General features: G+C 38.3%; 29 protein-coding genes. 6 read left to right on the forward strand and 23 right to left on the reverse strand.

Translation table 11 applies throughout. The features are described from left to right. Positions 1 to 148: 148 nt before the first annotated feature. Together ACIQXF_RS17210 and ACIQXF_RS17215 are read right to left on the reverse strand one after the other, a co-directional pair. Positions 149 to 568: a hypothetical protein gene (locus ACIQXF_RS17210; RefSeq protein ID WP_402785055.1), complete on the reverse strand. Its 420-nt coding sequence runs from the start codon at positions 566 to 568 to the stop codon at positions 149 to 151. 97 nt (positions 569 to 665) lie between these two features. After that, complete coding sequence (locus ACIQXF_RS17215; RefSeq protein ID WP_402785058.1) at positions 666 to 1,181, reverse strand: gamma carbonic anhydrase family protein; 516 nt, start codon at positions 1,179 to 1,181, stop codon at positions 666 to 668. Positions 1,182 to 1,255: 74 nt separating this feature from the next. Between ACIQXF_RS17215 and ACIQXF_RS17220 the strand changes: the two genes are divergently transcribed. Next, positions 1,256 to 2,233, forward strand: coding sequence for an NAD(P)H-dependent flavin oxidoreductase (locus ACIQXF_RS17220; protein WP_402785061.1), 978 nt, complete (start codon positions 1,256 to 1,258; stop codon positions 2,231 to 2,233). A gap of 2 nt (positions 2,234 to 2,235) precedes the next feature. Then, positions 2,236 to 2,634, forward strand: coding sequence for a PaaI family thioesterase (locus ACIQXF_RS17225; RefSeq protein WP_402785253.1), 399 nt, complete (start codon positions 2,236 to 2,238; stop codon positions 2,632 to 2,634). A 43-nt stretch (positions 2,635 to 2,677) separates the two neighbouring features. On the opposite strand, the gene paaX is transcribed toward ACIQXF_RS17225, so the two are convergent. The 15 genes from paaX to ACIQXF_RS17300 form a co-directional block, all read right to left on the reverse strand. Beyond that, complete coding sequence (paaX, locus tag ACIQXF_RS17230) at positions 2,678 to 3,502, reverse strand: phenylacetic acid degradation operon negative regulatory protein PaaX (protein WP_402785064.1); 825 nt, start codon at positions 3,500 to 3,502, stop codon at positions 2,678 to 2,680. A gap of 21 nt (positions 3,503 to 3,523) precedes the next feature. Then, the gene (locus ACIQXF_RS17235; protein ID WP_402785067.1) at positions 3,524 to 4,300 is read right to left on the reverse strand and encodes an enoyl-CoA hydratase-related protein; all 777 of its coding nucleotides are present in this window, start codon (positions 4,298 to 4,300) and stop codon (positions 3,524 to 3,526) included. A 204-nt stretch (positions 4,301 to 4,504) separates the two neighbouring features. Then, entirely contained in the window at positions 4,505 to 5,707 is a 1,203-nt protein-coding gene (locus ACIQXF_RS17240) for an acetyl-CoA C-acyltransferase (RefSeq protein WP_402785070.1), read from the reverse strand. Then, positions 5,704 to 6,573, reverse strand: a complete 870-nt coding sequence (locus ACIQXF_RS17245; RefSeq protein WP_402785073.1) for a 3-hydroxyacyl-CoA dehydrogenase — start codon at positions 6,571 to 6,573, stop codon at positions 5,704 to 5,706. The genes ACIQXF_RS17240 and ACIQXF_RS17245 overlap by 4 nt, the downstream gene beginning before the upstream one ends. A 73-nt stretch (positions 6,574 to 6,646) precedes the next feature. Next, entirely contained in the window at positions 6,647 to 8,155 is a 1,509-nt protein-coding gene (locus tag ACIQXF_RS17250) for an aldehyde dehydrogenase family protein (RefSeq protein ID WP_402785076.1), read from the reverse strand. A 16-nt stretch (positions 8,156 to 8,171) separates the two neighbouring features. Beyond that, positions 8,172 to 8,945, reverse strand: coding sequence for an enoyl-CoA hydratase-related protein (locus ACIQXF_RS17255; protein ID WP_402785079.1), 774 nt, complete (start codon positions 8,943 to 8,945; stop codon positions 8,172 to 8,174). A 2-nt stretch (positions 8,946 to 8,947) separates the two neighbouring features. Then, positions 8,948 to 9,724 (reverse strand): enoyl-CoA hydratase/isomerase family protein, encoded by a 777-nt coding sequence (locus ACIQXF_RS17260; RefSeq protein WP_402785082.1) that lies wholly within the window; start codon positions 9,722 to 9,724, stop codon positions 8,948 to 8,950. Then, positions 9,721 to 10,026 carry an EthD family reductase gene (locus ACIQXF_RS17265; protein ID WP_402785085.1) on the reverse strand — a complete coding sequence of 102 codons (306 nt, stop codon included), beginning with the start codon at positions 10,024 to 10,026 and terminating at the stop codon, positions 9,721 to 9,723. Before ACIQXF_RS17265 ends, ACIQXF_RS17260 begins: the two co-directional genes overlap by 4 nt. 20 nt (positions 10,027 to 10,046) lie before the next feature. Continuing rightward, complete coding sequence (paaD, locus tag ACIQXF_RS17270) at positions 10,047 to 10,544, reverse strand: 1,2-phenylacetyl-CoA epoxidase subunit PaaD (protein WP_402785088.1); 498 nt, start codon at positions 10,542 to 10,544, stop codon at positions 10,047 to 10,049. A gap of 11 nt (positions 10,545 to 10,555) precedes the next feature. Further along, positions 10,556 to 11,356 carry a 1,2-phenylacetyl-CoA epoxidase subunit PaaC gene (gene paaC, locus ACIQXF_RS17275; RefSeq protein ID WP_402785091.1) on the reverse strand — a complete coding sequence of 267 codons (801 nt, stop codon included), beginning with the start codon at positions 11,354 to 11,356 and terminating at the stop codon, positions 10,556 to 10,558. Then, positions 11,349 to 11,702, reverse strand: coding sequence for a 1,2-phenylacetyl-CoA epoxidase subunit PaaB (gene paaB, locus ACIQXF_RS17280; RefSeq protein WP_402785094.1), 354 nt, complete (start codon positions 11,700 to 11,702; stop codon positions 11,349 to 11,351). The genes paaC and paaB overlap by 8 nt, the downstream gene beginning before the upstream one ends. Before the next feature lie 24 nt (positions 11,703 to 11,726). Next, positions 11,727 to 12,680 carry a 1,2-phenylacetyl-CoA epoxidase subunit PaaA gene (gene paaA / locus ACIQXF_RS17285; RefSeq protein ID WP_402785097.1) on the reverse strand — a complete coding sequence of 318 codons (954 nt, stop codon included), beginning with the start codon at positions 12,678 to 12,680 and terminating at the stop codon, positions 11,727 to 11,729. 70 nt (positions 12,681 to 12,750) lie between these two features. Then, complete coding sequence (locus tag ACIQXF_RS17290) at positions 12,751 to 12,990, reverse strand: ferredoxin (protein ID WP_402785100.1); 240 nt, start codon at positions 12,988 to 12,990, stop codon at positions 12,751 to 12,753. A 29-nt stretch (positions 12,991 to 13,019) separates the two neighbouring features. Beyond that, complete coding sequence (locus tag ACIQXF_RS17295) at positions 13,020 to 14,036, reverse strand: NAD(P)/FAD-dependent oxidoreductase (protein ID WP_402785103.1); 1,017 nt, start codon at positions 14,034 to 14,036, stop codon at positions 13,020 to 13,022. Further along, on the reverse strand, positions 14,033 to 15,364 hold the full coding sequence (locus tag ACIQXF_RS17300; protein WP_402785106.1) for a phenylacetate--CoA ligase family protein: 1,332 nt from the start codon (positions 15,362 to 15,364) through the stop codon (positions 14,033 to 14,035). Before ACIQXF_RS17300 ends, ACIQXF_RS17295 begins: the two co-directional genes overlap by 4 nt. A gap of 459 nt (positions 15,365 to 15,823) precedes the next feature. Between ACIQXF_RS17300 and ACIQXF_RS17305 the strand changes: the two genes are divergently transcribed. Beyond that, positions 15,824 to 16,258, forward strand: a complete 435-nt coding sequence (locus ACIQXF_RS17305) for a PaaI family thioesterase (protein ID WP_402785109.1) — start codon at positions 15,824 to 15,826, stop codon at positions 16,256 to 16,258. 131 nt (positions 16,259 to 16,389) lie between these two features. On the opposite strand, the gene ACIQXF_RS17310 is transcribed toward ACIQXF_RS17305, so the two are convergent. From ACIQXF_RS17310 to ACIQXF_RS17330, 5 genes are all read right to left on the reverse strand, one after another. Continuing rightward, on the reverse strand, positions 16,390 to 17,136 hold the full coding sequence (locus ACIQXF_RS17310; protein WP_402785112.1) for an ABC transporter ATP-binding protein: 747 nt from the start codon (positions 17,134 to 17,136) through the stop codon (positions 16,390 to 16,392). Further along, positions 17,129 to 17,926: an ABC transporter ATP-binding protein gene (locus ACIQXF_RS17315; protein ID WP_402785116.1), complete on the reverse strand. Its 798-nt coding sequence runs from the start codon at positions 17,924 to 17,926 to the stop codon at positions 17,129 to 17,131. Before ACIQXF_RS17315 ends, ACIQXF_RS17310 begins: the two co-directional genes overlap by 8 nt. Continuing rightward, on the reverse strand, positions 17,919 to 18,971 hold the full coding sequence (locus tag ACIQXF_RS17320; RefSeq protein WP_402785119.1) for a branched-chain amino acid ABC transporter permease: 1,053 nt from the start codon (positions 18,969 to 18,971) through the stop codon (positions 17,919 to 17,921). The genes ACIQXF_RS17315 and ACIQXF_RS17320 overlap by 8 nt, the downstream gene beginning before the upstream one ends. Positions 18,972 to 18,984: 13 nt before the next feature. Further along, a complete protein-coding gene (locus tag ACIQXF_RS17325; RefSeq protein WP_402785122.1) occupies positions 18,985 to 19,866 on the reverse strand; it encodes a branched-chain amino acid ABC transporter permease in 882 nt (293 codons plus the stop codon). Positions 19,867 to 19,961: 95 nt separating this feature from the next. Continuing rightward, positions 19,962 to 21,173, reverse strand: coding sequence for an ABC transporter substrate-binding protein (locus tag ACIQXF_RS17330; RefSeq protein ID WP_402785125.1), 1,212 nt, complete (start codon positions 21,171 to 21,173; stop codon positions 19,962 to 19,964). 513 nt (positions 21,174 to 21,686) lie between these two features. Between ACIQXF_RS17330 and ACIQXF_RS17335 the strand changes: the two genes are divergently transcribed. The 3 genes from ACIQXF_RS17335 (at position 21,687) to ACIQXF_RS17345 (ending at position 23,580) form a co-directional block, all read left to right on the forward strand. Continuing rightward, positions 21,687 to 22,598 (forward strand): LysR family transcriptional regulator, encoded by a 912-nt coding sequence (locus ACIQXF_RS17335; protein WP_402785128.1) that lies wholly within the window; start codon positions 21,687 to 21,689, stop codon positions 22,596 to 22,598. Between the two features lie 279 nt (positions 22,599 to 22,877). After that, on the forward strand, positions 22,878 to 23,381 hold the full coding sequence (locus ACIQXF_RS17340; RefSeq protein ID WP_402785129.1) for an NUDIX domain-containing protein: 504 nt from the start codon (positions 22,878 to 22,880) through the stop codon (positions 23,379 to 23,381). Between the two features lie 22 nt (positions 23,382 to 23,403). Then, on the forward strand, positions 23,404 to 23,580 hold the full coding sequence (locus tag ACIQXF_RS17345; RefSeq protein WP_402785132.1) for a hypothetical protein: 177 nt from the start codon (positions 23,404 to 23,406) through the stop codon (positions 23,578 to 23,580). A 55-nt stretch (positions 23,581 to 23,635) separates the two neighbouring features. Here the strand turns inward: ACIQXF_RS17345 and ACIQXF_RS17350 are convergent, their stop codons facing one another. Continuing rightward, positions 23,636 to 23,944 carry a hypothetical protein gene (locus tag ACIQXF_RS17350; protein WP_402785135.1) on the reverse strand — a complete coding sequence of 103 codons (309 nt, stop codon included), beginning with the start codon at positions 23,942 to 23,944 and terminating at the stop codon, positions 23,636 to 23,638. Positions 23,945 to 24,157 lie beyond the last annotated feature (213 nt).

A 24,157-nucleotide genomic window follows, 5' to 3' on the forward strand; every position in this document is an offset into this window, starting at 1 on the left:
ACACCCTTGCTCTTGGCTAACCTCTACTTCTGTCTTCGGGGTTCGGGACTTGCACCCTATAGTTCATACGCATGCCGGGCGCACATAAAAAGAGGACTTGCTATTGTAGCAAGTCCCTCAGTATTTCTCCTAATGAGATATAGATGTTTTATTTATATAATTCTTTATAGACGATTACTTTTAGTGCCATAATTTCTTCGTCTGTAAGTTTCCCTTGAACTTCTTGAAGAACCTCTTCCTTCGTCATTGAACCGTCTTGTACTTTTTCTCGAATATTATTAAGCTCAGAGACACCCACCTTTTGAATTAATACTTTTGTGGCATCTTCTTTTGTCGTAAACGGCAATTTGCTGCTATCTGCTGTTTTCGCCTCTTCCATAAATGCTTTTAATTCAGGGTCACGTTCAATTGTATTTTTTATTTCATCGATTTCTCCACTATTCTCTAATTCTGTTGAAACCGTCTCCACTAACTTATTAGATACAAACTTAGTACCATAATGATACGCTCCATAACCAATAACACCGAGGAAAACAAAAAATATTATTAGGAATTTAATGAATCTCATATTTTCACACTCCTTCATCCTAAAGATAATAATACTATATAGAGTAATAGGATGAGAAATGATAACCCACTTTTAACAAAACAAGAGCCTGAACATTTTAATCTGCCATTATGTCTTTAAATTCTTTTCCCTTTTGGACATACGTGTCGATTGATAACTGAATTAACTCAATATCTTTATCTTGCAGCTGGCGTATGACTTTACCTGGTGAGCCAACGACCAATGATCGTGGTGGTATTTTCGAGCCTTGTGTAATAAGTGTGTTTGCACCAATAATGCATTCTTCCCCGATTTCAGCATGATCTAAAATGACAGAACCCATACCAACGATCGAACGGCGACCAATTTTGCATCCATGTAAGACTACTTGATGACCTACAGTTACTTCATCTTCTACAACAACTGGAGCACCTTCAAATAAATGAATGGTTGTATTATCTTGAATACTGCAACGTTTTCCAATGGTAATGCTATCTTCATCCCCGCGTAGTACGGCGTTAAACCAAATTGACGATTGTTCACCAACCGTAACATCTCCAATAATATACGTGCCCGGCGCCTGAAATACTGATTCATGAACATTTGGCTTTTTTAAAGCGTATGTAATCTCCATAAAAATCATCCTTTCATTCATCTGAATATTTTGCTAGAATTTAGTATAACATATTTTAAACGGAGGTGCTATTTTTGAATCAATTATGTTCTGTATTAGCAATTCAATATCCTATTATCCAAGGAGGAATGGGCAATATCAGCAGTCCCAAACTCGTGGCAGCTGTATCAAATGCAGGTGGCTTAGGGACAATCGGCTGTGGGACAATGACACCAGCGGAAGTTGAAGAACGCATTATAGCGACGAAGCAATTAACGCAAAAACCATTTGCTCTTAATGTGCCAATCAATGTCAATCCTTATACAAAAGAATTATTTCATTTGGCTATTACACATAACGTACCGGTCGTTTCATTATCGGCAGGTAATCCAGCATTATATATAGAGAAATTACATGCTCATCATATCCGTGTGATTGCTGTTGTGGCCTCTGTGAAACATGCTATTAAAGCTGTGCAAGGCGGGGCGGATGTGATCGTTGCAGAAGGTTACGAAGCTGCAGGAATTAACTCCAATCTAGAATTGACAACCTTTACGCTAATTCCTCAAGTAGTTGATGCGGTTTCTGTACCTGTTGTGGCAGCAGGTGGTGTTGGTGATGGACGCGGATTAGCAGCTGTGTTAATGCTTGGAGCAGCCGGTGTACAGATGGGAACACGCTTTATTGCCACACAGGAAATGCCAGTTCATCCGACCTATAAACAAAGGCTACTTGATGCAACCGATGTAGAAACAGTCATTCTAGGACGCACGGTTGGACAGGTTCGCCGTGTGTTATGTTCACCTTACGCCTCTTCACTTCTTGCTGATGAAGCAAAAGGTATAACACTTTCTGACTATCAGGAACGTACATCTGAAACATATCATATAAAAGGAGCCATTGAAGGTAATGAGCAAGGCGGTTTTATGAATAGCGGCCAAATTGCAGGAGTCATTCAAGATTTACCAACTGTTGCTACTCTTATAGAGACTATGATGGAAGATGCTCAGCAATGTCTAAATCGGGCATTACTGAATAATTTCAAAGACTCAGTTAGGAGTGTTCAATCTTGACCATGATCGATTTAAAAAGAGTAATTGACGGAGAAGTTGAACCACCAGCGTGTGATAAAACGTTAGGTATCCAAGTAAAATCAGCTAATGCAGGTGAAGCCGTTTGCTCTTGGAAGGTTGATGAACGCTTTTTAAATGGGCATAAAGTCGTGATGGGTGGTTTCATCACATCTGCAGCAGATATTACAATGGCCTATTCGATGGGTTCTATATTAGATAGAAATCAAGGATTCGCGTCGATCAATTTGCAAACAACATTTTTACGACCGCTTCAAATTGGAACGGCTATGATTGAATCAACAATAGTCAAAAAAGGACGAAAAACATGCTATGTAGAGGCGTCAGTTTTCCAAAACGGACAGCACGTTGCCAAAATAACATCTTCTATTATGATCCTGTAGACAGAAAAAAGCTTATCCAAATGGACAAGCTTTTTTCCGCTTTTTAATTATCTGCATGGAATATGTCTTCAAAGAAACGGCAAGATGGACCTTCCAATAAATTATAATATTCTTGAAATAAAAGCGCAGCATGATTTCCACTCCACATAGGCGGTAATAATTCTTGTGGCAGTCCAGGATCGATAAATAAGAATTTACGATATTCATGAACAAGATTTGTACGCTCTACAAAACACTCCGCATCCGACATTTCTTTTCTTGAGATCGCACTTTGATGTACAATATATTGCTTACTATATTGATCCATAAACTTTTCATAACGTGCTTCAATCTCAGCTAACGACCAGCTTTTTTCAATCAACGTTTCATGATCATGAGGGCCGATATATTCGGCTGTAAAAAAGTCTACATGATTAGCAATATCATATTTTTGAATGAGGAGATTAACCTCTTCTTCTAAATTATTTGGAGATATCCAACAACCATTCGAAAAGGAGCCAAATCCACTCCATAAGAGCTCTTTGCGTAATTCATCTCGAATTTGACGCTTGTCTTCAGGAATAGAGTACATTAAAAGTCTCCATTTTCCATCCCATTTAGTCGGCTTTAATTTGAAAATACGATTTGCTGCCTCTTGCATTCGTTTTTCACCGCGTTTTGTTAAAAAATAATAACTTCGGTTCCCTCGTTTTTCTGATTGCAGCCATCCTTGTTTGACCATTCTAGATACTGAAACGCGTACATTTTGCTCTGTGTGACCAAATTCCTTCAATAAACGAATCAGACTTCCAATCCAAATTTTTGAACCGTAATGCATAATATAATCGCCATAGAGCGTAAAAATCATCGACTGTGTATTTGCGCCCATTCTCTCCCTCTACTTTCTAACTCATTTTCCTTGAAATGCAGGTTGCCGTTTCTCACTGAATGCCTGTAAAGCTTCAAGACGATCTTCTGTCGGAATGACTAACTCATATGCCTTTGATTCGATAGCAAGACCCGTTTGTAGATCGGTATTCATTCCTTGTGTAATGGCATATTTTGCTTGACGCACAGCGACAGGGCCATTTTGCATAATCCGCATTGCGAGTGATTTACATTCATCTAACAAAGCCTCACGAGGCACTGATTTTAAAATGATGCCAAGTGTTGCTGCCTCTGTAGCTGTAATTTTCGCCGCTGTTAAAATCATTTCTTTCGCTTTCATTTCGCCGATTAATCGCGGTAATCGCTGCGTACCACCTGCACCAGGAATAATTGCCCAACTTGTTTCAGTTAATCCGAGTAGTGCCTCGTTAACTGCAATCGCAAAATCACATGCTAATAACCATTCAAATCCCCCGCCTAGTGCATGCCCATTAACTGCTGCAATAGTTGGTTGCGGTAAATTTGCTATACTATTAAACACGTCTCGAATGGCTCGAACGTTCCGACGTACTTCTTGCGTTGTTAATGTTTTTCGTTCTTTTAAATCTGCACCCGCACTAAATGCCTTTTCGCCCGCACCTGTAAAAATAACAGCGCGGACATTCTCAGCTATATGTAATTCGTCTACTACTTGTTGCAGTTGAGATAAAGTATCATAGTTGAAACAATTTAACACCTCTGGACGATTTATTGTTACATAAGCAATATAATTTTCTATTCTAAATGAAATACTTTTCATTTGCAAACTCTCCTTTTCTAATCAATTATGCCTCGGCATAATTGCGTCTGGAATCGGCTTTGTGCTAGTACAAAGAACTCCTTTCCGATTCCGTGACATCCGCCGGAGGCATTTACATCTTTCAGCAGGTGTTTGGACACCTGCTGAAAGATGTTAAATCTATTTCAGAAAAAAACGGCACATTGATTGTGCCGTTTTTAATTATCATTCCATATTTTCAATAATCGTTGCGATACCTTGCCCAACACCAATACACATGGAAGCAAGGCCATATTGTACGTTTTGTTTTTTCATCTCGTAAAGTAATGTGGTCACTATTCGGGCACCGCTTGCACCTAGTGGATGACCAAATGCTATAGCGCCTCCATTGACATTAACTTGTGCAGGATTTAGTTCAAGCTGCTTCATGGATTCTATTGCTTGGGAAGCAAATGCTTCATTTATTTCATATAAACCAATGTCATTTGTTGTTAGGCCAGCTCGTTGTAATGCTTTTTTTGAAGAATAGATAGGGCCTAAACCCATAACAGCAGGCTCTAATCCTGCAACAGCACCTGTTATATATCGTGCTAAAGGTGTTATACCTAACTCTCTTGCTTTTTCCGCACTCATTAGTAATAGTGCTGAGGCACCATCATTTACACCAGAAGCATTACCAGCTGTAACCGTCCCATTTTCAAAAATAGGTCGTAGTTTAGCAAGTGCTTCTAATGTTGTATCGGGGCGTGGATGTTCATCTGTATCCACGATGATCTCATTTCCTTTTTTATCTTTCACGTATACAGGTACGATTTCTTCTGCGAAACGGTTTGTGGCAATCGCTTTTTTCGCACGTTGTTGGCTTTCAAATGCAAATGCATCTTGATCCTCGCGACTAATATTAAAACGTTTAGCTACGTTTTCAGCAGTTTGGGGCATAGTATCCGCTCCATACATGCTTTGCAATTTAGGGTTTGTAAAACGCCAGCCGATTGTTGTATCAAACATTTTTTGATCGCCTCTCGGATAATCCACTTCCGGTTTCCCCATGACAAACGGTGCACGTGTCATACTTTCCGTACCACCTGCGATAAAAATATCACCTTCGCCACTTTTAATAGCACGAGCTGCACAATGTATAGCATCCATACCTGAACCACAAAGGCGATTAATGGTTGTTCCTCCGACTTCTATTGGTAGCTCAGCAAGTAATGCAGCCATACGGGCGACATTTCTATTATCTTCTCCCGCTTGATTGGCATTTCCGAAAATAACATCCTCAATTTGTTTGACTGGCACCTTTGGGTTACGTTCTATAAGTGCCTTAATGACAATAGCAGCTAAATCATCCGGCCGAACAGTTTTTAATGCACCTTTATAACGACCAATAGGTGTTCGCACAGCATCTACAATCACGACTTCAGTCATTTTTTCACCACCTCTTTTTGCTCGCTATAGTCATAAACACCTTTCCCACTCTTTCGGCCTAAACGTCCGGCTTGTACATACTGTTCGAGCAGTGGTGCTGGGCGGTATTTTTCACCGAGCTTTTCATGTAAATAACGTAAATTATTCAGACGTGCATCAAGGCCGACTAAATCGACTAATTCGAATGGCCCCATTGGATAATTCAAGCCAAGTTTAATGGCTTTATCGATGTCTTCAGGACTACCTAAGCCTTCCTGTAACATATAAAAAGCTTCATTACCAACGAGTGCACTTATACGACTTGTCACAAAACCTGGAAACTCATTAATAACGACAGTTTGTTTACCCATTTGTTTAGCAATTTCACAGATGGTCTGTACTGTCTCATCACTTGTTTCCAAGCCTCTAATAATCTCAACAAGTTCCATTTTATGCACAGGATTAAAAAAGTGCATCGCAATGGTTTGTTCAGGTCGTTTGGCATAAGAAGCAATTTCTGTTGGACTCATTGTTGAGGTATTTGTTGCAAATAAACAGTGGGGGGATGCAAACTGTTCCATTTGCTCAAAGACAGCTCGTTTAATGTCCCTTTTTTCGGGTACAGCTTCAATGATTAAATCTGCTTTATTTGCGATAGTTGCTAAGTCTGTCACATAAGTTAGACGTAACGTTGCTTCTTGCGCTTGCTGCGCTGTTAATTTTCCGCGTACAACAGATTTTTCGAAAATAGATATAATTTCATTTTGGGCATTTTGTAATGCCTGTTCGTTAATGTCTATAATAGCGGTTTCAAAACCACTGACTGCGCTTACGTAGGCAATGCCCCGTCCCATAACCCCGGATCCGATGACAATAACTTTTTTCATTAAAGAACCTCCTTATTGTGAAAACCATATACGAAGAGTGGGGATATCTCATCGCATATGGTTTTTGTGGTGGTTAGACGCCTAGTGGATTTAATGGGCGGCTACCATAATATGAAATGATACTTTTCGTCTCAGTATATAAGTCTAATGTTTCGATACATAGCTCACGTCCGAAACCAGATTGTTTATATCCGCCAAATGGGGTACCTGGCATTGCGGAGAATGGACAATTGACCATCACGATTCCTGCTTGAATTTGATTGGCTACACGAGTAGCACGTGCTCCGTCTTTAGACCAAACCGCTGAGCCTAAACCAAACTCTGAATCATTCGCTAGTCGAATGGCTTCTTTTTCATCGCTAAATGGCATTACAACAACTACTGGACCAAATATTTCTTCACAAACAACTTTCATGGATTGAGTTACGTCTGTAATAATAGTTGGTTCATACCAGAAACCATTTTCGAAGCCTTCTACCGCCGCCACTTTGCCACCTGTTAAAATAGTTGCCCCTTCTTCAATAGCAGATTTCACATAGCCATCGATAGTGTTCAATTGTTCTTGGTCGATAATTGCTCCCATGTGAGTACCTTTATCGAATGGATCACCAAGTTTAATTGCTTTTGTTTTGGCAACAAATTTCTCTAAAAACTCATCATAAATGTCTTTGTGTACGTATAAGCGGGAACGTGCCTCACAAGATTGCCCTGAGTTATAGAAAATGCCATATAGTGAACCATCTACCGCCGCATCGATATCTGCATCTTCGAACACTAGATTCGGTGATTTCCCGCCTAGCTCTAATGTAACGCGTTTTAATGTTTGAGAAGCTTTTTCCATAATTCCTTTGCCGACTGGTGTTGAACCTGTGAAGGCTACTTTATCGACTTGCTGATGTTCTACTAAGTAATTTCCTACATCTTTACCGGAACCAGGAACGATGTTAACGACCCCTGCTGGTACACCTGCTTCTAAGCAAATTTCACCTAACACGATCACTGTTAAAGGCGTTAAAGAAGCTGGTTTAACAATAACGGAACAACCAACGGCAATGGCTGGAGCAATCTTCCAAGCGGCCATCATAAGCGGGTAATTCCAAGGAACAATTTGTGCACATACGCCGACAGGCTCTTTTTCCGTGTAATTATGGAATTGGCCTGGCATATTATTAACTGCTCCACGATGACCAACAATCGCGCCTGCATAAAATTCGAAATCTTCTATCGCTTGGTTTACTTGGCCCTGCGCTGTGCCAAGCGATTTCCCTGTATCAAGCATCTCAAGCTCTACGATTTCATTAAAGCGAGAACGCATAAGAGCAGCAATCTTATGGAGCACCTGTGCACGACGATTAACAGGATATTGCTTCCATTTCCCATAATCAAACGCTTCGCGAGCTGCTTGCACCGCACGCTCTGCGTCTTCCCGAGAAGCTTTTGCGACAGTCGCTACGACTTCACCCGTCGCAGGATTAATCGTTTCGAATGTCTCACCATTACTACTCTCCACTTTTTCACCATTAATAATTAAATGATAAAAATCGCGTTTCACTGATACTTTCTCTTGTACTTGCTGTGTCATTGTCATTCACTCCTTTTTATTGTCCGCTAAATTGAGGCTGCCTTTTTTCCGTAAATGCTTTCATACCTTCTTGATGATCATCCGTCGCTCCGGCGATACTTTGACTTTGTGCTTCGTAAACAAGGAAGTCATCGAACTTTAAATGTTCTGCTGCCTTGATATTACGTTTAATAAGCCCGATCGCTTTTGTCGGTAACTGGACAATCTGTTGAGCAAATGTATGCACGTCTTCTTCAAATGTTTCATTGCTATAGACAGCAGTTGTTAACCCTAATTGTTTGGCTTCCTCTGCTTTAATGCGTTGACCAAGCACGGAAATTTCAAGTGCCTTAGCATCGCCAACCAATCGTTTTAAGTAGTATAAATTCCCTGAATCCGGAATTAAGCCTACATGAATAAAGGCATTCATAAAGAAGGAATTTTCCGACATTAATCGGAAGTCCGCAGCAAGCGCTAAACTAAAGCCAGCACCTGCAGCCGCACCATTCACAGCCGCGATAATCGGTTTTTCACAGCTATGTAACTGTTGAACCATCGGACCATAATAATCTGTTAAAATATCACCAAGTTTTGTATTTTCACCAATAACTGAAAGATCTTGACCTGAGCAAAATGCACGTCCTTCACCACGAAGTACAATACAACGTACTACATCATCTACAGATGCTTGTTTGATGGCAGTACGAATTTCATGATTCATCTGAGCAGTGAACGCATTTAATGTGTCAGGACGATTTAATGAAATATAAGCTACGGATTCTTTTAGTTCGTATTGAATGGTTTCAAACATAGTTATCTCCCCTTAAAGTTCGGTTGACGTTTTTCAACGAATGCTTGCATGCCTTCTTTTTGATCTTCTGAAGAGAATAATAGATAGAAATTTTTTCGTTCAAATTGCATGCCTTCATAAAGTGAGTAGTCTACAGCTTTGTTAACAGCTTCTTTAATAAGACGTAAAGCGAGGGCAGGTTTTTGTGCGAGCATCATCGCTGTTTTATGTGTTTCTTCTATTAATATCTCTGGTTGTACAACCTTGTTGATGATGCCATATGCGAGCGCTTCATCAGCAGTAATCCTCGCTGCGCTCCAAATCCACTCTAATGCTTTCGTTCGCCCTACTAATTTTGTTAAGCGCTGTGTACCACCCGCACCGGGCATAACGCCAAGGTTTATTTCTGGGAAGCTAAATTCTGTGCCCTCTGCGGCGATTAATACATCACAACAAAGGGCTAATTCAAAGCCTCCACCGAAAACGAACCCTTTAACACTGCCGATAATAGGCTTTTTAATTTGCCCTAGACGGTCCCAATCAGCGAATTGATTTAATAACTCTAAACGAATCGTATTGTCTGCCGCCATTTCGTCAATATCTGCACCGGATGAAAACGCTTTTCCATTTCCGGCTAAAACAATGACTTGTACATCTTCGTTACGATCAAACAATTCCATCGCCTGCACAATTTCATTAACCATTGCGCGATTTAATGAATTGTATTGGCGAGGACGGTTTAAGTTGATATACCCTATCCCACTGTCAATCGTTACTTCAATAAATGTGAATGCTGTCATTTCGCATCTTCACCAATTATTAATGTGACGATATCGCTCGCAAAGCTCATTAGATCTTTACCTGATGCTTTCCCTTCTGGTGATCGTAGTCCATTCTTTAAATCTTCCGCGCTATCATATATCATTTCACACATTAAGTAATATGGCGTTTCTGTCCCCATCGGAGTGGAATTAAATTTTGTTACATTCATTTCACGTAAGCCTGGGATTTTTGCAGTTATTGGTGTATGAACTTTTTCGTAATGCTCATCAAATGCCGCTTTATCAACAGGATGTTTATATAACGCGATTAATTTTGCCATAGTAAAATACGCTCCTTTGTCTACATCGAAGTAGAAATTAATTTCATTGCCTCAAATGGATTCTTACAGCTTTTGCAATATAAAATACTGCGGCACGCTGTTGGACCAAAAATATTTTCAAGCGTGACATATGTAGAGCCACAGTACGGGCAGTCTACATGCCAAGAGCCATCTTCTTTTAAAAAACGAGGTGGTGGGGCGATACCGAATTGTTTTAGTCCTTCTCGTCCCTTCTCTGTTACACGATCAGAAGTCCAAATAGGATTATTTATAAACACGACACTCACTTCACGAATGTCTTCTAGTTGTTCGACGGCCTTTTTTATATTTTGCTGAATAATTGTCAGCGCAGGACATCCTGAAAATGTTGGTAACACTTCAATACGTAGATGACCATCATTCACTTGCACACGCTCAATCATACCAAGGTCAATAATACTCACCGTATCAATTTCAGGGTCCTTCACTGTATCAAGTACCTCATAGATGCGCGCTTCGTGCAGATCAGTAGTTGTCATCGTTATCCTCCTTACCAGCTTGCCGCTAAATTAGAACGATACACCTCTGACATCGTTTCGATTGCCGATGTTAGATCATCTGTATGTTGTCCGTTGCGACCATTGATGATTGTTTCTGGTAATACAGGTATAGCGATTTCTACTGCTTCAAAAGTTGATGTTACAATGGCCAACCAACGTTCTTTTATGGCCGCTTCTGACACGATTAATTCAAACGCTGCTATATGAGTAGCTGATTTGCCAAATGACAATAAATCACCAGCATCTTTTATCACTTCTTGTAAAGCTGTCATCATGCGTGATCGTGATTCTTCTGTTGCTGTAGATAATTGAGTAAACCATGCTGTCCAATGCATCTGATGATAATACAGTTCGGCACTAATTTTCACAGCAACTTCTTGGAGAGGCGCATAACTGCTTGCTTTTAGTGCATCAATTTTCGCTTTTTTCGCCGTTGTATAGACAAAATTACGTGCTACTGCATATCCCCAGTCATAATCCGGCGCTTCTTTGTAGTAACCTTCTCCATTTGGACGTTCTACAAGTAGGCAATTACAACGTTCTTCTTTTGGTCGAAGCTGGGCTAATGAATCAGATACGCCTTCGCCAAGTTCTTCTAAAAGTGTGTAATATAATTTTGCATGCCCCATTGTATCTTGTGTAATAGATGAGAACGCTACGTCTTCCTCAATATGCGGCGCCAGCCCAAGCCATTCAGAGCCGCGATAAGAAAATAAGTAATCATCATCCGCTAATTGATAAAGTAATGTAATAACTGCTTTTTTATATTCAGGCGTTACTTCTTTATTCATCTTTCTTCCCTCCTCCAGCCCAAGATAGGATTTCTTTTTCATCTAGCATGACTTGTTCATAATGACGCCATTTTTTCTTTAAATAGCCATAACCTTTTGTTGTACGGTAATCTTTATTGTCTAAGCGCTGCAGTGCTTGTTTGCTGTCTTGTGTTAGACCGTGTAAATGTTTACGATTAACTACCCAAATGTCTACCACGGGCTCGCGGCGCATAAAGTTTTCCTGTGCCATCACTAGCGCCATCTCTCCATTTGGAGCTAAAAGACTAAATTGATGCTGAAAATGTGATGTGGATGTTCGTTTACTAAAGACTTCAAATTCTTGATAGAAAGATTGTTTTTCCACGATAATACCCCTTTCTCTAAAAAGTTAATTTGCTAATGCCGTTAAGGCTTCTCGTACCCAAGCGTTCTTTTCGTAAGATGAACGACGAAGTGCTAAGCGTTCTTGTGAACATGGACCTTCATTGCGTTGGATTTTTTTGAAATATTCCCAGTTTGGCTGTTGGTAAATCCATTTATTTTGAGCTTCATCAAAGTGCAAAGTTGGGTCTGGCACAGTTAAGCCCAGCGATTGAATACGTGGAATGTATTTTGTTAAAAAGCTTTGACGTAATTCTTCATTCGTTAAGACACGAATTTTATATTTTATTGTTACATCTTGCTTACTCGAACCTGTTGTGTCTTTTGATGCTGGGCCAAAGAAAAATAAGAGTGATTCCCACCAACGATTTAACGCGTCTTGCACTAGTGCTCGTTGCTCTGGTGTACCTTCTGCTAATGCCATAATAATGGCTTCACCGTGTTGGGCATGGAATACTTCTTCTGCACAAATACGTTGTAAAGCACGCGCATAAGGTCCGTATGAAGAACCTAACATGTTTGTTTGTGAAATAATGGCCGAACCATCTACAAGCCAGCCAATTAAACCTGCGTCTCCCCACGATTTCGTTTCCATATGGAATACATTGTGGAACTTAAGACGTCCTTCGAATAAATCAATCATTAAATCTCCACGATTTTTACCATATGGTTTTAACAAATCTTCTGCTACGCGCAATAATAATTGACCATGGCCCATCTCATCTTGAACCTTTGCCATAATCCCTAGCTTGCGATATAAAGTAGGTGCTTTAGGAACCCATTCTTTTTCAGGAAGAGCGCCCATAATTTCACTAATACCATGCATCGAAATTAATTTGATTAGTGCTAAGCGATATTCTTCTGGCATCCAATCATCTACTTCAATCTTTTCACCTGCAGCAATACGCGCCTCAAATTGCTCTTGTAATTCTTGTTCAGATAATTGTGTAGCTACACTCATAGTAAAAGCCTCCTCATATAACTATTTTCTAACAAACGTTATTATTATGTTATGTTAGAGGGCAAAAAAATTACTTCTCCAACAGGACCTCCATATTATTCGCTACTTTAATGGATTCTGTTGGGCAGCCTTCCATTGCATCCTCTAAATCATCATATAAATCTATCGGAATTTCTTCACAACCTTGGTTATTGTCTAAAATAACAAATGCTAATCCTTCATCATTATAGTCAAAAATATCCGGAGCCGATGCGCCACAGGCCCCACATGCAATGCATGTATGTTGGTCTACTCTTGTGAATTTCGCCATATACTTATTCCTTTCAAAAACCTACAGCGTCAGGTAAGTTGTTTCTTTTTTTCTTCCATTAGACTGGTACTATGCAACGGTTGCACTTTAGATGTTGGGTCAATGTATACTTTGGCGTTACTAATAGCAGTAGGCGCCTCTCCAAAACCACTGACAATTAATTTTACTTTCCCATCATATGTGCAAATGTCACCTGCCGCATACATACCTGGAATGTTCGTTTCCATACGCGAATTAACAACGATGGAGTTTTTACTAATTTCTAAGCCCCAGTCTTTTATGGTACCTAACGACGAAACAAAACCAAAGTTCACGATAATATCATCGACTCCGTAAATCGGTTGGAGTGTTTCATCTTTTGCATGCTTTAATTTGACATGTGTAACGTGCCCTTCCCCTATGAGTTCTTCGGGTACATAAGGTGTAATCACCTCAACAGAAGATTGCATTAAATTTTCTACACTATGTTCATGTGCACGAAATTTATCACGTCTGTGGACAATAGAAACTTTTTTAGCAATTGGTTCTAGCATCATTGCCCAATCGACTGCTGAATCACCACCACCAAAAACCATCACGTTTCGATTTTTAAAAGCATTGAGATCATTAATGAAGTAATGTAAATTACTTTGTGCGTACTTTTCATCCTTATCTAATTCAAGCTTACGAACTTTAAAAGCACCGTTTCCAGCAGTAATCAGTATTGTACGAGAATAATGAATATCCATTGTAGTTTTAATCTTGAAAATACCGTTTTCATCTTTTTCGATTGTTTGTACAGATTCATTCGTACAGACATCTACTGGGAAAGTATTCATTTGCTCTTTTAAATTACAGATAAGATCTTGTGCGCGAATCTTTGGAAAACCCGCAATATCATAAATATATTTTTCTGGATAAAGAGCAGCTAATTGACCACCTAATTGAGGAAGGCTTTCGATAATTTTGACGCTCATGCCTCGCATACCACCATAGAAGGCTGCAAACATCCCAACAGGACCCCCTCCTATAATTGTCACGTCTTTTATTCGCTTAGGATCGATCATTGAAAAACCTCCTTCTGTTCCTTCCTTCTATCTATTACACGAATTGCTTTTCCTTCAGAGCGTGGAATAGAGCCAATATTTTCAATGACAAGACTAACGGAAATTAAGCATGCATTTTTCAAATCGTGCTTAATTTCCTTTGTTAGTAAATGAATAAGCGGATGGCTTAGATCACCTCCTACTTTTTCATATAATTTTGGTGTTAATTCAACATGTAGTTCGATTGCATCCATATTTCCTTTTTTCAATAAATGGATTTGATAGTGTGGTGCCAAACCTTCAATTTGCAACAACGCGCGCTCGATTTCAGATGGGAAAACATTGACTCCACGAATAATTAACATATCATCCGTTCGTCCCTTAACACGTGCCATACGCATTGTTGTACGACCACATTTACATTTTTCACGTGTTATCGATGTAATATCACCAGTACGATAACGAATAATTGGTAACGCTTCCTTCGTTAAACTCGTAATAACCAATTCACCATCTTCACCATCAGCTACGGGCTCTAATGTATCCGGATCGATAACTTCAACGAAGAAATGGTCTTCTGCAATATGTAAACCATCTTGTGCTTCATAGCATTCAATCGATACTCCAGGGCCCATCACTTCACTTAAACCATAAATATCCATTGCGCGAATTTTTAATTTATCCTCTATGGCACGGCGCATTTCCTCTGACCAAGGTTCTGCACCAAAGATCCCATATTCAATCCCATTCGTTGCTGGATCGATCCCCATTTCCTCCATCTTTTCAGCGATGTTTAGAATATAAGAAGGTGTTCCAGCAATGCCTCGTGGTTTAAAATCTTCAATTAATGTAATTTGACGTTCAGTATTTCCACCTGAGATTGGTACAACTGCCGCGCCTAATGTTTCGGCTCCATAGTGTAAACCCATTCCACCAGTGAATAGACCATACCCATATGCATTATGAAAAATATCTGATTTGCGTCCCCCTGCGGTAACAATAGCGCGAGCTAAAAGTCCCGACCATACATCGATATCATTTTTTGTATAACCGACAATTGTTGGTTTTCCACTAGTTCCTGAAGAACCGTGAATGCGGACTACATCGTCCATCGGAACGGCAAAAAGTCCAAATGGATATTGCTCACGCAAATTTACTTTTTTAGTAAATGGCAATTTACGAATATCTTCTAAACTTTGAATATCAACCGGTTTAACCCCAAGCTGATCAAACTGTTCCTTGTAGAAAGGCGTGTTGTTATAAACTTTTTCAACCGTTGCTTGTAAACGCTCTAGTTGAATCTTTTCCATTTCTCCCCTTGAAGCTGTTTCTATTTCTAGATGATACATTTCCTAGCCCCCTTATGTTATTACAACCTGTCACACAAAGCCCCTTCTTTATGTAACAAATTAAAAACGGAAGTTAATATTCCGTAATTAATTTTAAGATAAACGTATTTGTCTGAATTGTCAATATTTTTTATTTTATCTACTTATAGTTATTAATTAATTCGTTATTGAGCATTTTCTCTCAAATGCTATATACCTATAAATATAAAAAACAATTTAATGAAATAACCTTTCAAAGCCGCTATTTACAAAGGTTAATTAAATTCACTTACAATAAATTAAACGTAAATGCATAATAATTCTACAAAACTACATTAATACGTTTACTTTTTAAATAATAGGTGTTAAATTTGTTTTATATTTCATTTTATTTTCATTCGTTTGTATTTTGTATTATTTTTTGTATGTTACATTTACGCGAATGGTAGAAATTAATTTTAAAAGTAAAGGGGAGTTTACATGACGTTAACAGAGATTCAACAACACGAAGAATATTATGACGATATTTTTAAAGCATTAAAAAAGGAACCCTACGCAAATTATTTAGGCATAGAATTAGTAGAATTAAAAGCAGGGTTTGCAAAGGTGACACTTTCTCCCACACCTCATATGCTAAATACACATGGTACAGTACATGGAGGTATCATCTTCTCTTTAGCAGACTACGCTTTTGCGGCAGCTAGTAATTCTTATGGTAAGACAGCTGTTGGTGTAACGAATACAATACATTACATGAGCGCAGGCATGAAAGAACACCAACTAACAGCAATCGCAGAAGAAATTAAAAAAACAAATCGTTTAGCCTGGTATCGCATTAATGTTTGGAGCAACAATGAATTATGCGCAACAATGGAGGCAATGGTTTATCGTAAAAATGAAAATTTCATCGAATAAGAGGAAGATGTGAGTGGCCTTTTTAGCGTTAAAAAGGTTTCTCACATCTTTTTTGGCACGCTAAAATCCCTCACTAGTACGTGGGTGGTGATACACTACATGTAACTAGGAGGAATCTTTATGAAGTTATTTTATACCTGTATGATATCTTTCGATTTTGTTTGCGGTTTGCCGAAGTACGCTTCTTGAATTTTCGGGTCATTCAATAACTCTTGCGCCGAACCTGAAATAGCCATCTTGCCATGGGCTAAAACACAGGCACGATCAGCCACCTTCAATGCAGCTTTCACATTCTGTTCAACCAAAATGATCGTGACACCTCGTTCATCACATAATCTACGTAAAATAGTCATAATGTCTTTGACGATTAGAGGGGCTAGTCCTAATGATGGTTCATCAAGCATTAAGACTTTCGGATTGGCCATTAAGCCTCGTCCAATTGCCACCATTTGCTGTTCTCCACCTGAAAGTAAACCACCTGGGCGATTAAGCATTTGCTTTAAGCGTGGAAATAATTCTACAATTTCCTCGTAATCTCGATGAACAGTTTTCTTATCTCTACTATAGCGATGATAGGCACCAAGCATCAGATTGTCCTTTACAGACAATGAAGAAAAAATCTGTCTTCGTTCTGGGACTAAACATATCCCATTGGAAACTGTCTTTTGCACGCCATCTTTCGTAATTTCTAATCCTTTGTATTCAATTTTTCCTTCACTCGGTGAATACACACCCGCTAGCGTTCCAAGGAGCGTACTTTTCCCTGCACCATTTGATCCGACAATCGATAATAACTCCCCTTCTACTAGTTCAAAATCAATACCTTCAAGAACATGTAAATGCCCATGATAAGTATGTAAATTTTCGACTTTAAGCATAGACAACACCTTCTTCCGCTTCATCATCGCCTAAGTATGCTGCCACAACCTTAGGATTTTTATAAATCTCTTCGGGTGTACCTTCCCCAATCTTGACCCCATTATCTACAACAACTAAACGATCTGAAATAGACATAACAGTTTCCATATCATGCTCGACGAATAAAAAAGTCATTCCCTCTGCGCGCATTTTTAAAATGACCTCGACTAATTGCCTTGATTCCTCAGCGTTTAGGCCTGCCATTGGTTCATCTAATAAAATGAGTTGAGGCTTTGAAATCGCTGCACGTGCAATTTCAAGAAGTCGTTGGCTGCCATAAGGTAATTTATCGGCCATTTCATAGGCAAACTCAGCAATCCCTACATCTTTTAAACTTTGTAATGCTCTCTCCATCGTATAAACTTCTTCTTTCAAGACAGTGGGTAAACGTAATCCGGCTGTTAAAATATTTGTTTTCATCGCAATATGTGCACCGGTCATCACATTCTCGATGACGGTCATATTATGGAAAACTTCTAAGTTCTGAAATGTTCTTGTTACACCTGCTTGTGCAATTTGATAAGGCTTTTTTCTTGTTAACCGCTTACCTTGGAAATAGACATTCCCCGATGAACTTGGCAATACCCCTGTTATCATATTGAAAAGTGTTGTTTTCCCTGCACCATTAGGACCAATAACTGCGAATATTTCACCTTTATTAATAGTGAAGGATACATTGTCTACAGCAACAACTCCTCCAAATACTTTCGTTAAGTTTTCTACACTTAAGATAAGCTCTTTGTTAGTCATTTGTTTTACCTCCTGTAGCTCGTGTATCGATTGTGAACGCTATTGGTGCAGGACGTTCTTTCTTCTTAAACTTCCCAACAATTTTCATAAATTGAGGAACTAAGCCATTAGGCATATAAATTAACGTTAAAACTAGCAATAAACCGAAGAAAACGATTTCAAATTCCCCTCCAATGTTAGGGAAGATTACTGGTACATAGTGTTTTAATAGTTCACCCAGTAGAACGTAAGTAGCTGAGCCGACAATCGCACCCCAAATATTATTTAATCCACCGATAATCACCATTATTAATAAATAAATCGAGGTATTGGCTGTAAATAAATTTGGATTAATAAATGATACATAATGCGCTAATAGTGAACCAGAAATAGATGTGAAAATAGCACTTGTCACAAAAATTTGTAATTTGTATTTCATTAAATTTACACCAACGGCATCTGCCGCAATCTCACTCCCCTCTATCGAACGTAAGCCACGCCCAATTCTTGAGTGAATAATATTCCGTGAGAAAATGAGTGCCATAAAAACAAATAGCCAAATAAGATAGAAGTAACTTTGATCCGTAACAAATTCAAAGCCGAATAACGATATAGAAGGTATACCAAAGAAGCCATTCGAGCCCCCTGTAATAAATGTTAATTCCTTAAATGCTGTGTAAACAATAATGCCAAACCCTAGTGTTGCTAACGCCAAATAATAGCCTTTCAACTTAAATGTGGGAATGCCAATTAATAATGCAACAAGGGCAGAAATGAGTGCTCCTACCACTATCGCCAGCCAAGGAGATAACCCTAATGTAGCTGTCATATAAGCAGACGTGTAGGCACCAATTCCATAAAAGGCCGCATGTCCTAGCGAAATTTGTCCAGCATAGCCCGTTAGCATCGTTAAACCTATACATACTAATGCATAAAACCCAATCATCGTAAAAATAGCGAGTGTATAATTAGATCCAACTAGCGGGATACAAAATAGTAGAGCGAAAAAAATACTTGGCCCAACTAAGCTGTTATTATAGATTAGCTTTAAGCTTTTTTTGTTCATAGTTGTAACCTCCCTATACACGTTTTCCAGAAGCTTTTGCAAACAGACCTTCTGGTTTTACAAATAAAATTAATAGCAATAAAGAAAAACTCACTACATCTTTTAAACCAGATGACCATAACCCTTCAGTAAACGCTTCAATAATTCCAATGAGAAAGGCGCCAGCAATTGCGGCTGGTGCATTTGTTAAACCACCAACAACCGCAGCTACAAACGCTTTTATGCCAAGCATCATCCCCATATCGTAGGATGCCCCGGAAATTGGTGCGATAACTGTACCTGCTAAAGCCCCCACACCAGCACTTACAACAACAGCAAGCAATGACATTTTATTTGGATTGATGCCCATCAAGCGCGCAGCAAAAGGATTTACAACACAGGCTGTTAACGATTTCCCTGTAAATGTATAGTTAAAGAAGTACATCATTACGATTAAAATGACGATTGAAAGTCCAATCGCCCACAGATTTTGCGGAAGTAACACAGCTTCAAAAAATTTGATAGGTGTATTATCCGTAAACGGCGGTAATGATTGGGCCTGCGTTCCCCAAATTAAAATCGCAATACCTCGAAATGCAATTGATACACCGATTGTAATGATTATGAGTGTTGTCATGGATGATTTACGGGCTGTATGAATGGCTGTCCGTTCAAATACAGCACCAATTGCCGCCACCATGACGATACTTAAAATAATGGCTAACCATAATGGTAGATTAGCTTTCACCAGTGAAATACTGATTAATGCACCAAACATAGCAAATTCGCCTTGTGCAAAATTAAGGATGCCTGTCACGTTATAGATAATGACAAATCCAACCGCAATCAACGCATAAATGGCTCCTATGGTTAAACCTGAAAATAATAATTGCAATATTTGAGAATACGTTTCCATAATTCCGTTCACTCCATTTCATTTCGAGGTTACTAAGCTGATAATGAATGAACAGTGATGGAAAGACACCACTGTTCATTGAATTTATATTATTTTTATTTATCTTCTAAAGTCCATTTACCGTCTATAATTCGTACCATCGCAAAGCTATCCGAGCTCAATCCCATATGATTATCCGCGGTAATGTTAAATGTTCCTGTCAAGCCTACATATTCACCTAGATCTTGCTCAATGTAATCTCGAAGAGCCGCGCTATCACTACCTTTTGCTTCAATCGCTTTCATAGCAATGGAGAAAGCATCTGCTGCATATGCACCGAATGTACTTGCTGGCTTATTGTATTTTGCTGTAAAAGCATCGTTATACGCTATTAATAATTCTTTTTGTGGATTTGAATCTTCTAATTTATCCGAAATTAGTAATTTACCAGTTGGCAACACCACATCGTTTGCTGCAGCACCAGCTACTTCGATAAATTGGTCCGTTGCAACACCATGACTTGCAAGAACTGGTATATCTAGCGCTAATTCACGAATATTTTTAATGACAACTGCTGACTCTTGTACGGTGCCCCATACAATTATTGCATCTGGATTTGCTTTTTTTACACGAGTTAATAGTGGTTTTGCATCTGTAACTGTCGCTTCAAATTCATCTTCAATTACTGATTCCACACCGTATTTTTCCATGTGTTGAACAAATTCTTCATGGCCACCAGTTCCAAAAGAATTCGCAACGTTTAACCAAGCAACTTTTGTTAAGTTATTATCTTTTAAATATTGTAAAATCCGCTCCACAGCTTGTTGATCATCTTGCGGCATTTTGAATACCCATTTTCGTGCTTGTCCATCTTCATTCATATAAATTTGTTTACTAGCAGCAACTGAAATGTAAGGCACTTGATTTTGCTCCGCCAAAGGTAACATCGCTAATGAGTTACCACTTGTTGTCCCTCCGATAACAATCGATGCCTTGTCTTGTGTTAAAGCTTTTTTCATCGAAAGTATGGCTTCATTTTGGTCAGATTTATCATCATAAGTTACTAAGTCAATTTTTCGACCGTTAATGCCTCCATCCGCATTTTTTTGATCTACTAACATTTTAAGCGTTTGCATTTCTGGCTCCCCTAGAGCAGCTGCCCCACCAGATGCAGAGAAGATTCCAGCTATTTTGATTGAATCTGCTGATGCTTCAGTACCAGAACTAGAGGAAGATGCATCACCTTTTTCCGAATCCGAAGACGAACTACATGCTACCATCAATAGTGCCCCCACCAATAGGAAAAGAGACAATAAAGTCTTTTTCATAAATACTACACCCCTTAATAATTTTTATACCTATAAAACCGCATCCCCTTTTAAATGACGGTATGTATAGCCTCCGATAAAAAAGTGTAACAAAAATAAATACATTTGATATTTCTTGTAATACTTTATTTTTCGAAAATACCAAAAGCAAAAAAGATAAAAACATCTTTTGGAGATTAAACACTACATTAAGCAGAAATTTGTGACTTAAGTTATTCAAAAGAATACCATTTATTTTAAGAAATGATAAATACTAAAAATATATATTAAAAATTAATATATATACGTTTTAGATATAATCGTACTTTATTTGTTATATACGACCCATATAAAACATGAACTTTAATAATCCGTAAAACTCTTGCTAAATCTATAGTTTCACAGATTATTTATCTAAAAAATCAGAAATATCTAACAAATATAACGAAAACACTCTAAAAAATGTTACTATACAGAATAAGTATACAAATTGCAGAAACTATTTAATTTTAAGTATAGGGGTGAGAGAGAGTAATGGATTTAAGACAATTAAATTATTTCATTACGATTGTTGAAGAAAAACAAATTACAAAGGCTGCCAAAAGACTTCATATGGCACAACCGCCACTAAGCAATCAATTAAAAATTATGGAGGAAGAATTAAATTGTAAACTATTGGATCGAAATGGCAGAACATTGGAGCTTACTGAACCAGGAAAGGTGTTATATGAAAAAGGCAAAGCATTATTAGCTAATTTCAAAGATACGATTTCGGAAATAAAAGAAGTTGGAGAAGGGCTTAAGGGGGTATTATCAATCGGTTCAGATCAAACTTGTTTATCTTACCTACCTGAAAAAATTAAGTTAATGCGTGAGAGGTACCCTAATTTATGTTTTAAAATTATTGAAGGAGATACATTTTTCTTAACGAAAAGTCTTTTAAATAAAGAAATCGATTTAGCTATACTGCAACAACCAATAGAAGATAAAAAATTTTTTTCGATAGGATTGGAGTTCGAGGAATTTGTACTTGCCACACCTGCCCAATGGAATCTACCGAACCCAATTCGAATGGAAGACTTAAAAGATTTACCGTTTCTTTCGTTTTATCGTCATCCTAGTTGTAGTACGTTTCGCATTATAATCGATGAATTTAAAAATCACGGTTTTGAACCTAATATTATTTGTGAGTGCATTGATATTGCGATGGTTATTTCCTTAATAAGTGAAGGCTTGGGTATAACGATATTACCAAAAACGAGTCTCGATAAATTTCCAATAAAAGGTGTTAAAATCATTAGGTTTGCTAATTGTAATATCCAATCCAAGGCAAACATTATTTGGCCAAAAGATCGCTATTTAGCAAAGCACGCAATGAATTTTTTAGAATTATTTACGGAAGAAACTCATTTGCTAACTCGTGAAACCATCCGCCAAAGCCAATGATAGTAATGACTAATTGGTTAATGCAAAGCGTATAGTTTTTATGTAAAATGGTAATCTCCTGGTTACAACTTTTGTTGCACTAAATCATCCGTTAGTTGAGTCAAGGTAGTTTTCTGTACCTTTTCATGGGGCCATTTATTGAAATAATATCTCTGCTATCTATTGACCGACCTTCTGAATTTGATTCAAGATCGGATTCAGAAGGCTTTATATCTATACTTTCATCTTAGAATTAACTAAAATGGAAATATAAAGATTAAAACAAAGGGAAAGAAGTATATGAACAACCAGATTTATGTCAATTGGAGCGGACATCATCTTAAATTGACATGGTGTCCAATTAAAAAAATTGATGATTACAGCAAAGTAACAAGTGTACATGGCGTTTGTTTTTATAACGGAAATGTTTTGTTGGTCCTGGTAAATGGGAGAGGATTTAATTTTCCTGGGGGTCATATAGAAGATGGCGAAACACCAGAAGAAGCCTTGCATAGAGAGGCAATTGAAGAAGGCTATGTAAAGGGACCTATTAAGTATTTAGGAGCAATCGAAGTCAGTCACGAAGAGAATCCTTTGTTTAATGCTGGCGGTAAATATCCTTTAATTGGTTATCAAATGTTTTATTTCATGAATATCCAAGAGTGTCTCCCATTTCTTCGCGAGCATGAAACGATGTCGAGGATTTGGGTTGAGCCAGACGAAGTACCCTATGTAACCAATGACCATGCGCTTTCACGTTTAGTTTTGCAAGAAGCCTTGTTACACAAAGATTCTCCACTGTGAGCTAAAGTCCGGAGGTAAAGCCTTGAGATATTTATTAGGTTGTTTTGGTGTTTTAATTATTTTTTTGGGAAGTGGATTGATGAGCATTACGAGTGAAACCTTTGTAGTAAGGAACATTCTTTATAAAGTTTTTGGAGCGATCGTATTATTTGTAGGAATTAGAGTTTTACAACTACAAATACAGCAAAAGAAACACTAAAAACAGGTACTCCGTCTACGAGTCCTGTTTTTGTGATTTTTAGCTTTTGAGCTTTTTATTTCACATACTTTAAATGCTTTTTCACAAAATCTACAATGTACTGCACTTCTTCCTCAGACATATTAAATAGATTACATACTTTTCGTAGCTTTGCAGGTGATTTTAATTGTTCACGCACTTGATCGACTCTCATGTATTTACACTTCCGCGGGTTCACACAATCTCTGATCTGCTTGTATCGATTATACGCATAACGAGCAAGTGCATTCAGCATTTCTCGTTCCTGCTCATCTCTTTGTGGATTTTTTACAACTACCTCTATCACTTCTGTATCAAATGTCCATGTGCCATCTGTAAATTGCATACTACCACCTCACTTCGGATTGCTCTCATCGAGTTCAAACGCACATTAATTATGATTCGCCTCACTTCATAAAATGCAAAAGAAAAAGCCACATCTGGTTAGATGTGACCCTTTTTAAAATTTTTTAGGTTGTTTCGTAAGATGTGGCGTTTTTTGACTGAGTCCTTTATTTCAGCGGGTGTTTGGACACCTGCTGAAATAAGTTAAAATAAT

This window comes from Lysinibacillus sp. NPDC097231, assembly GCF_044761885.1.
Classification (GTDB): Bacteria; Bacillota; Bacilli; order Bacillales_A; family Planococcaceae; genus Lysinibacillus.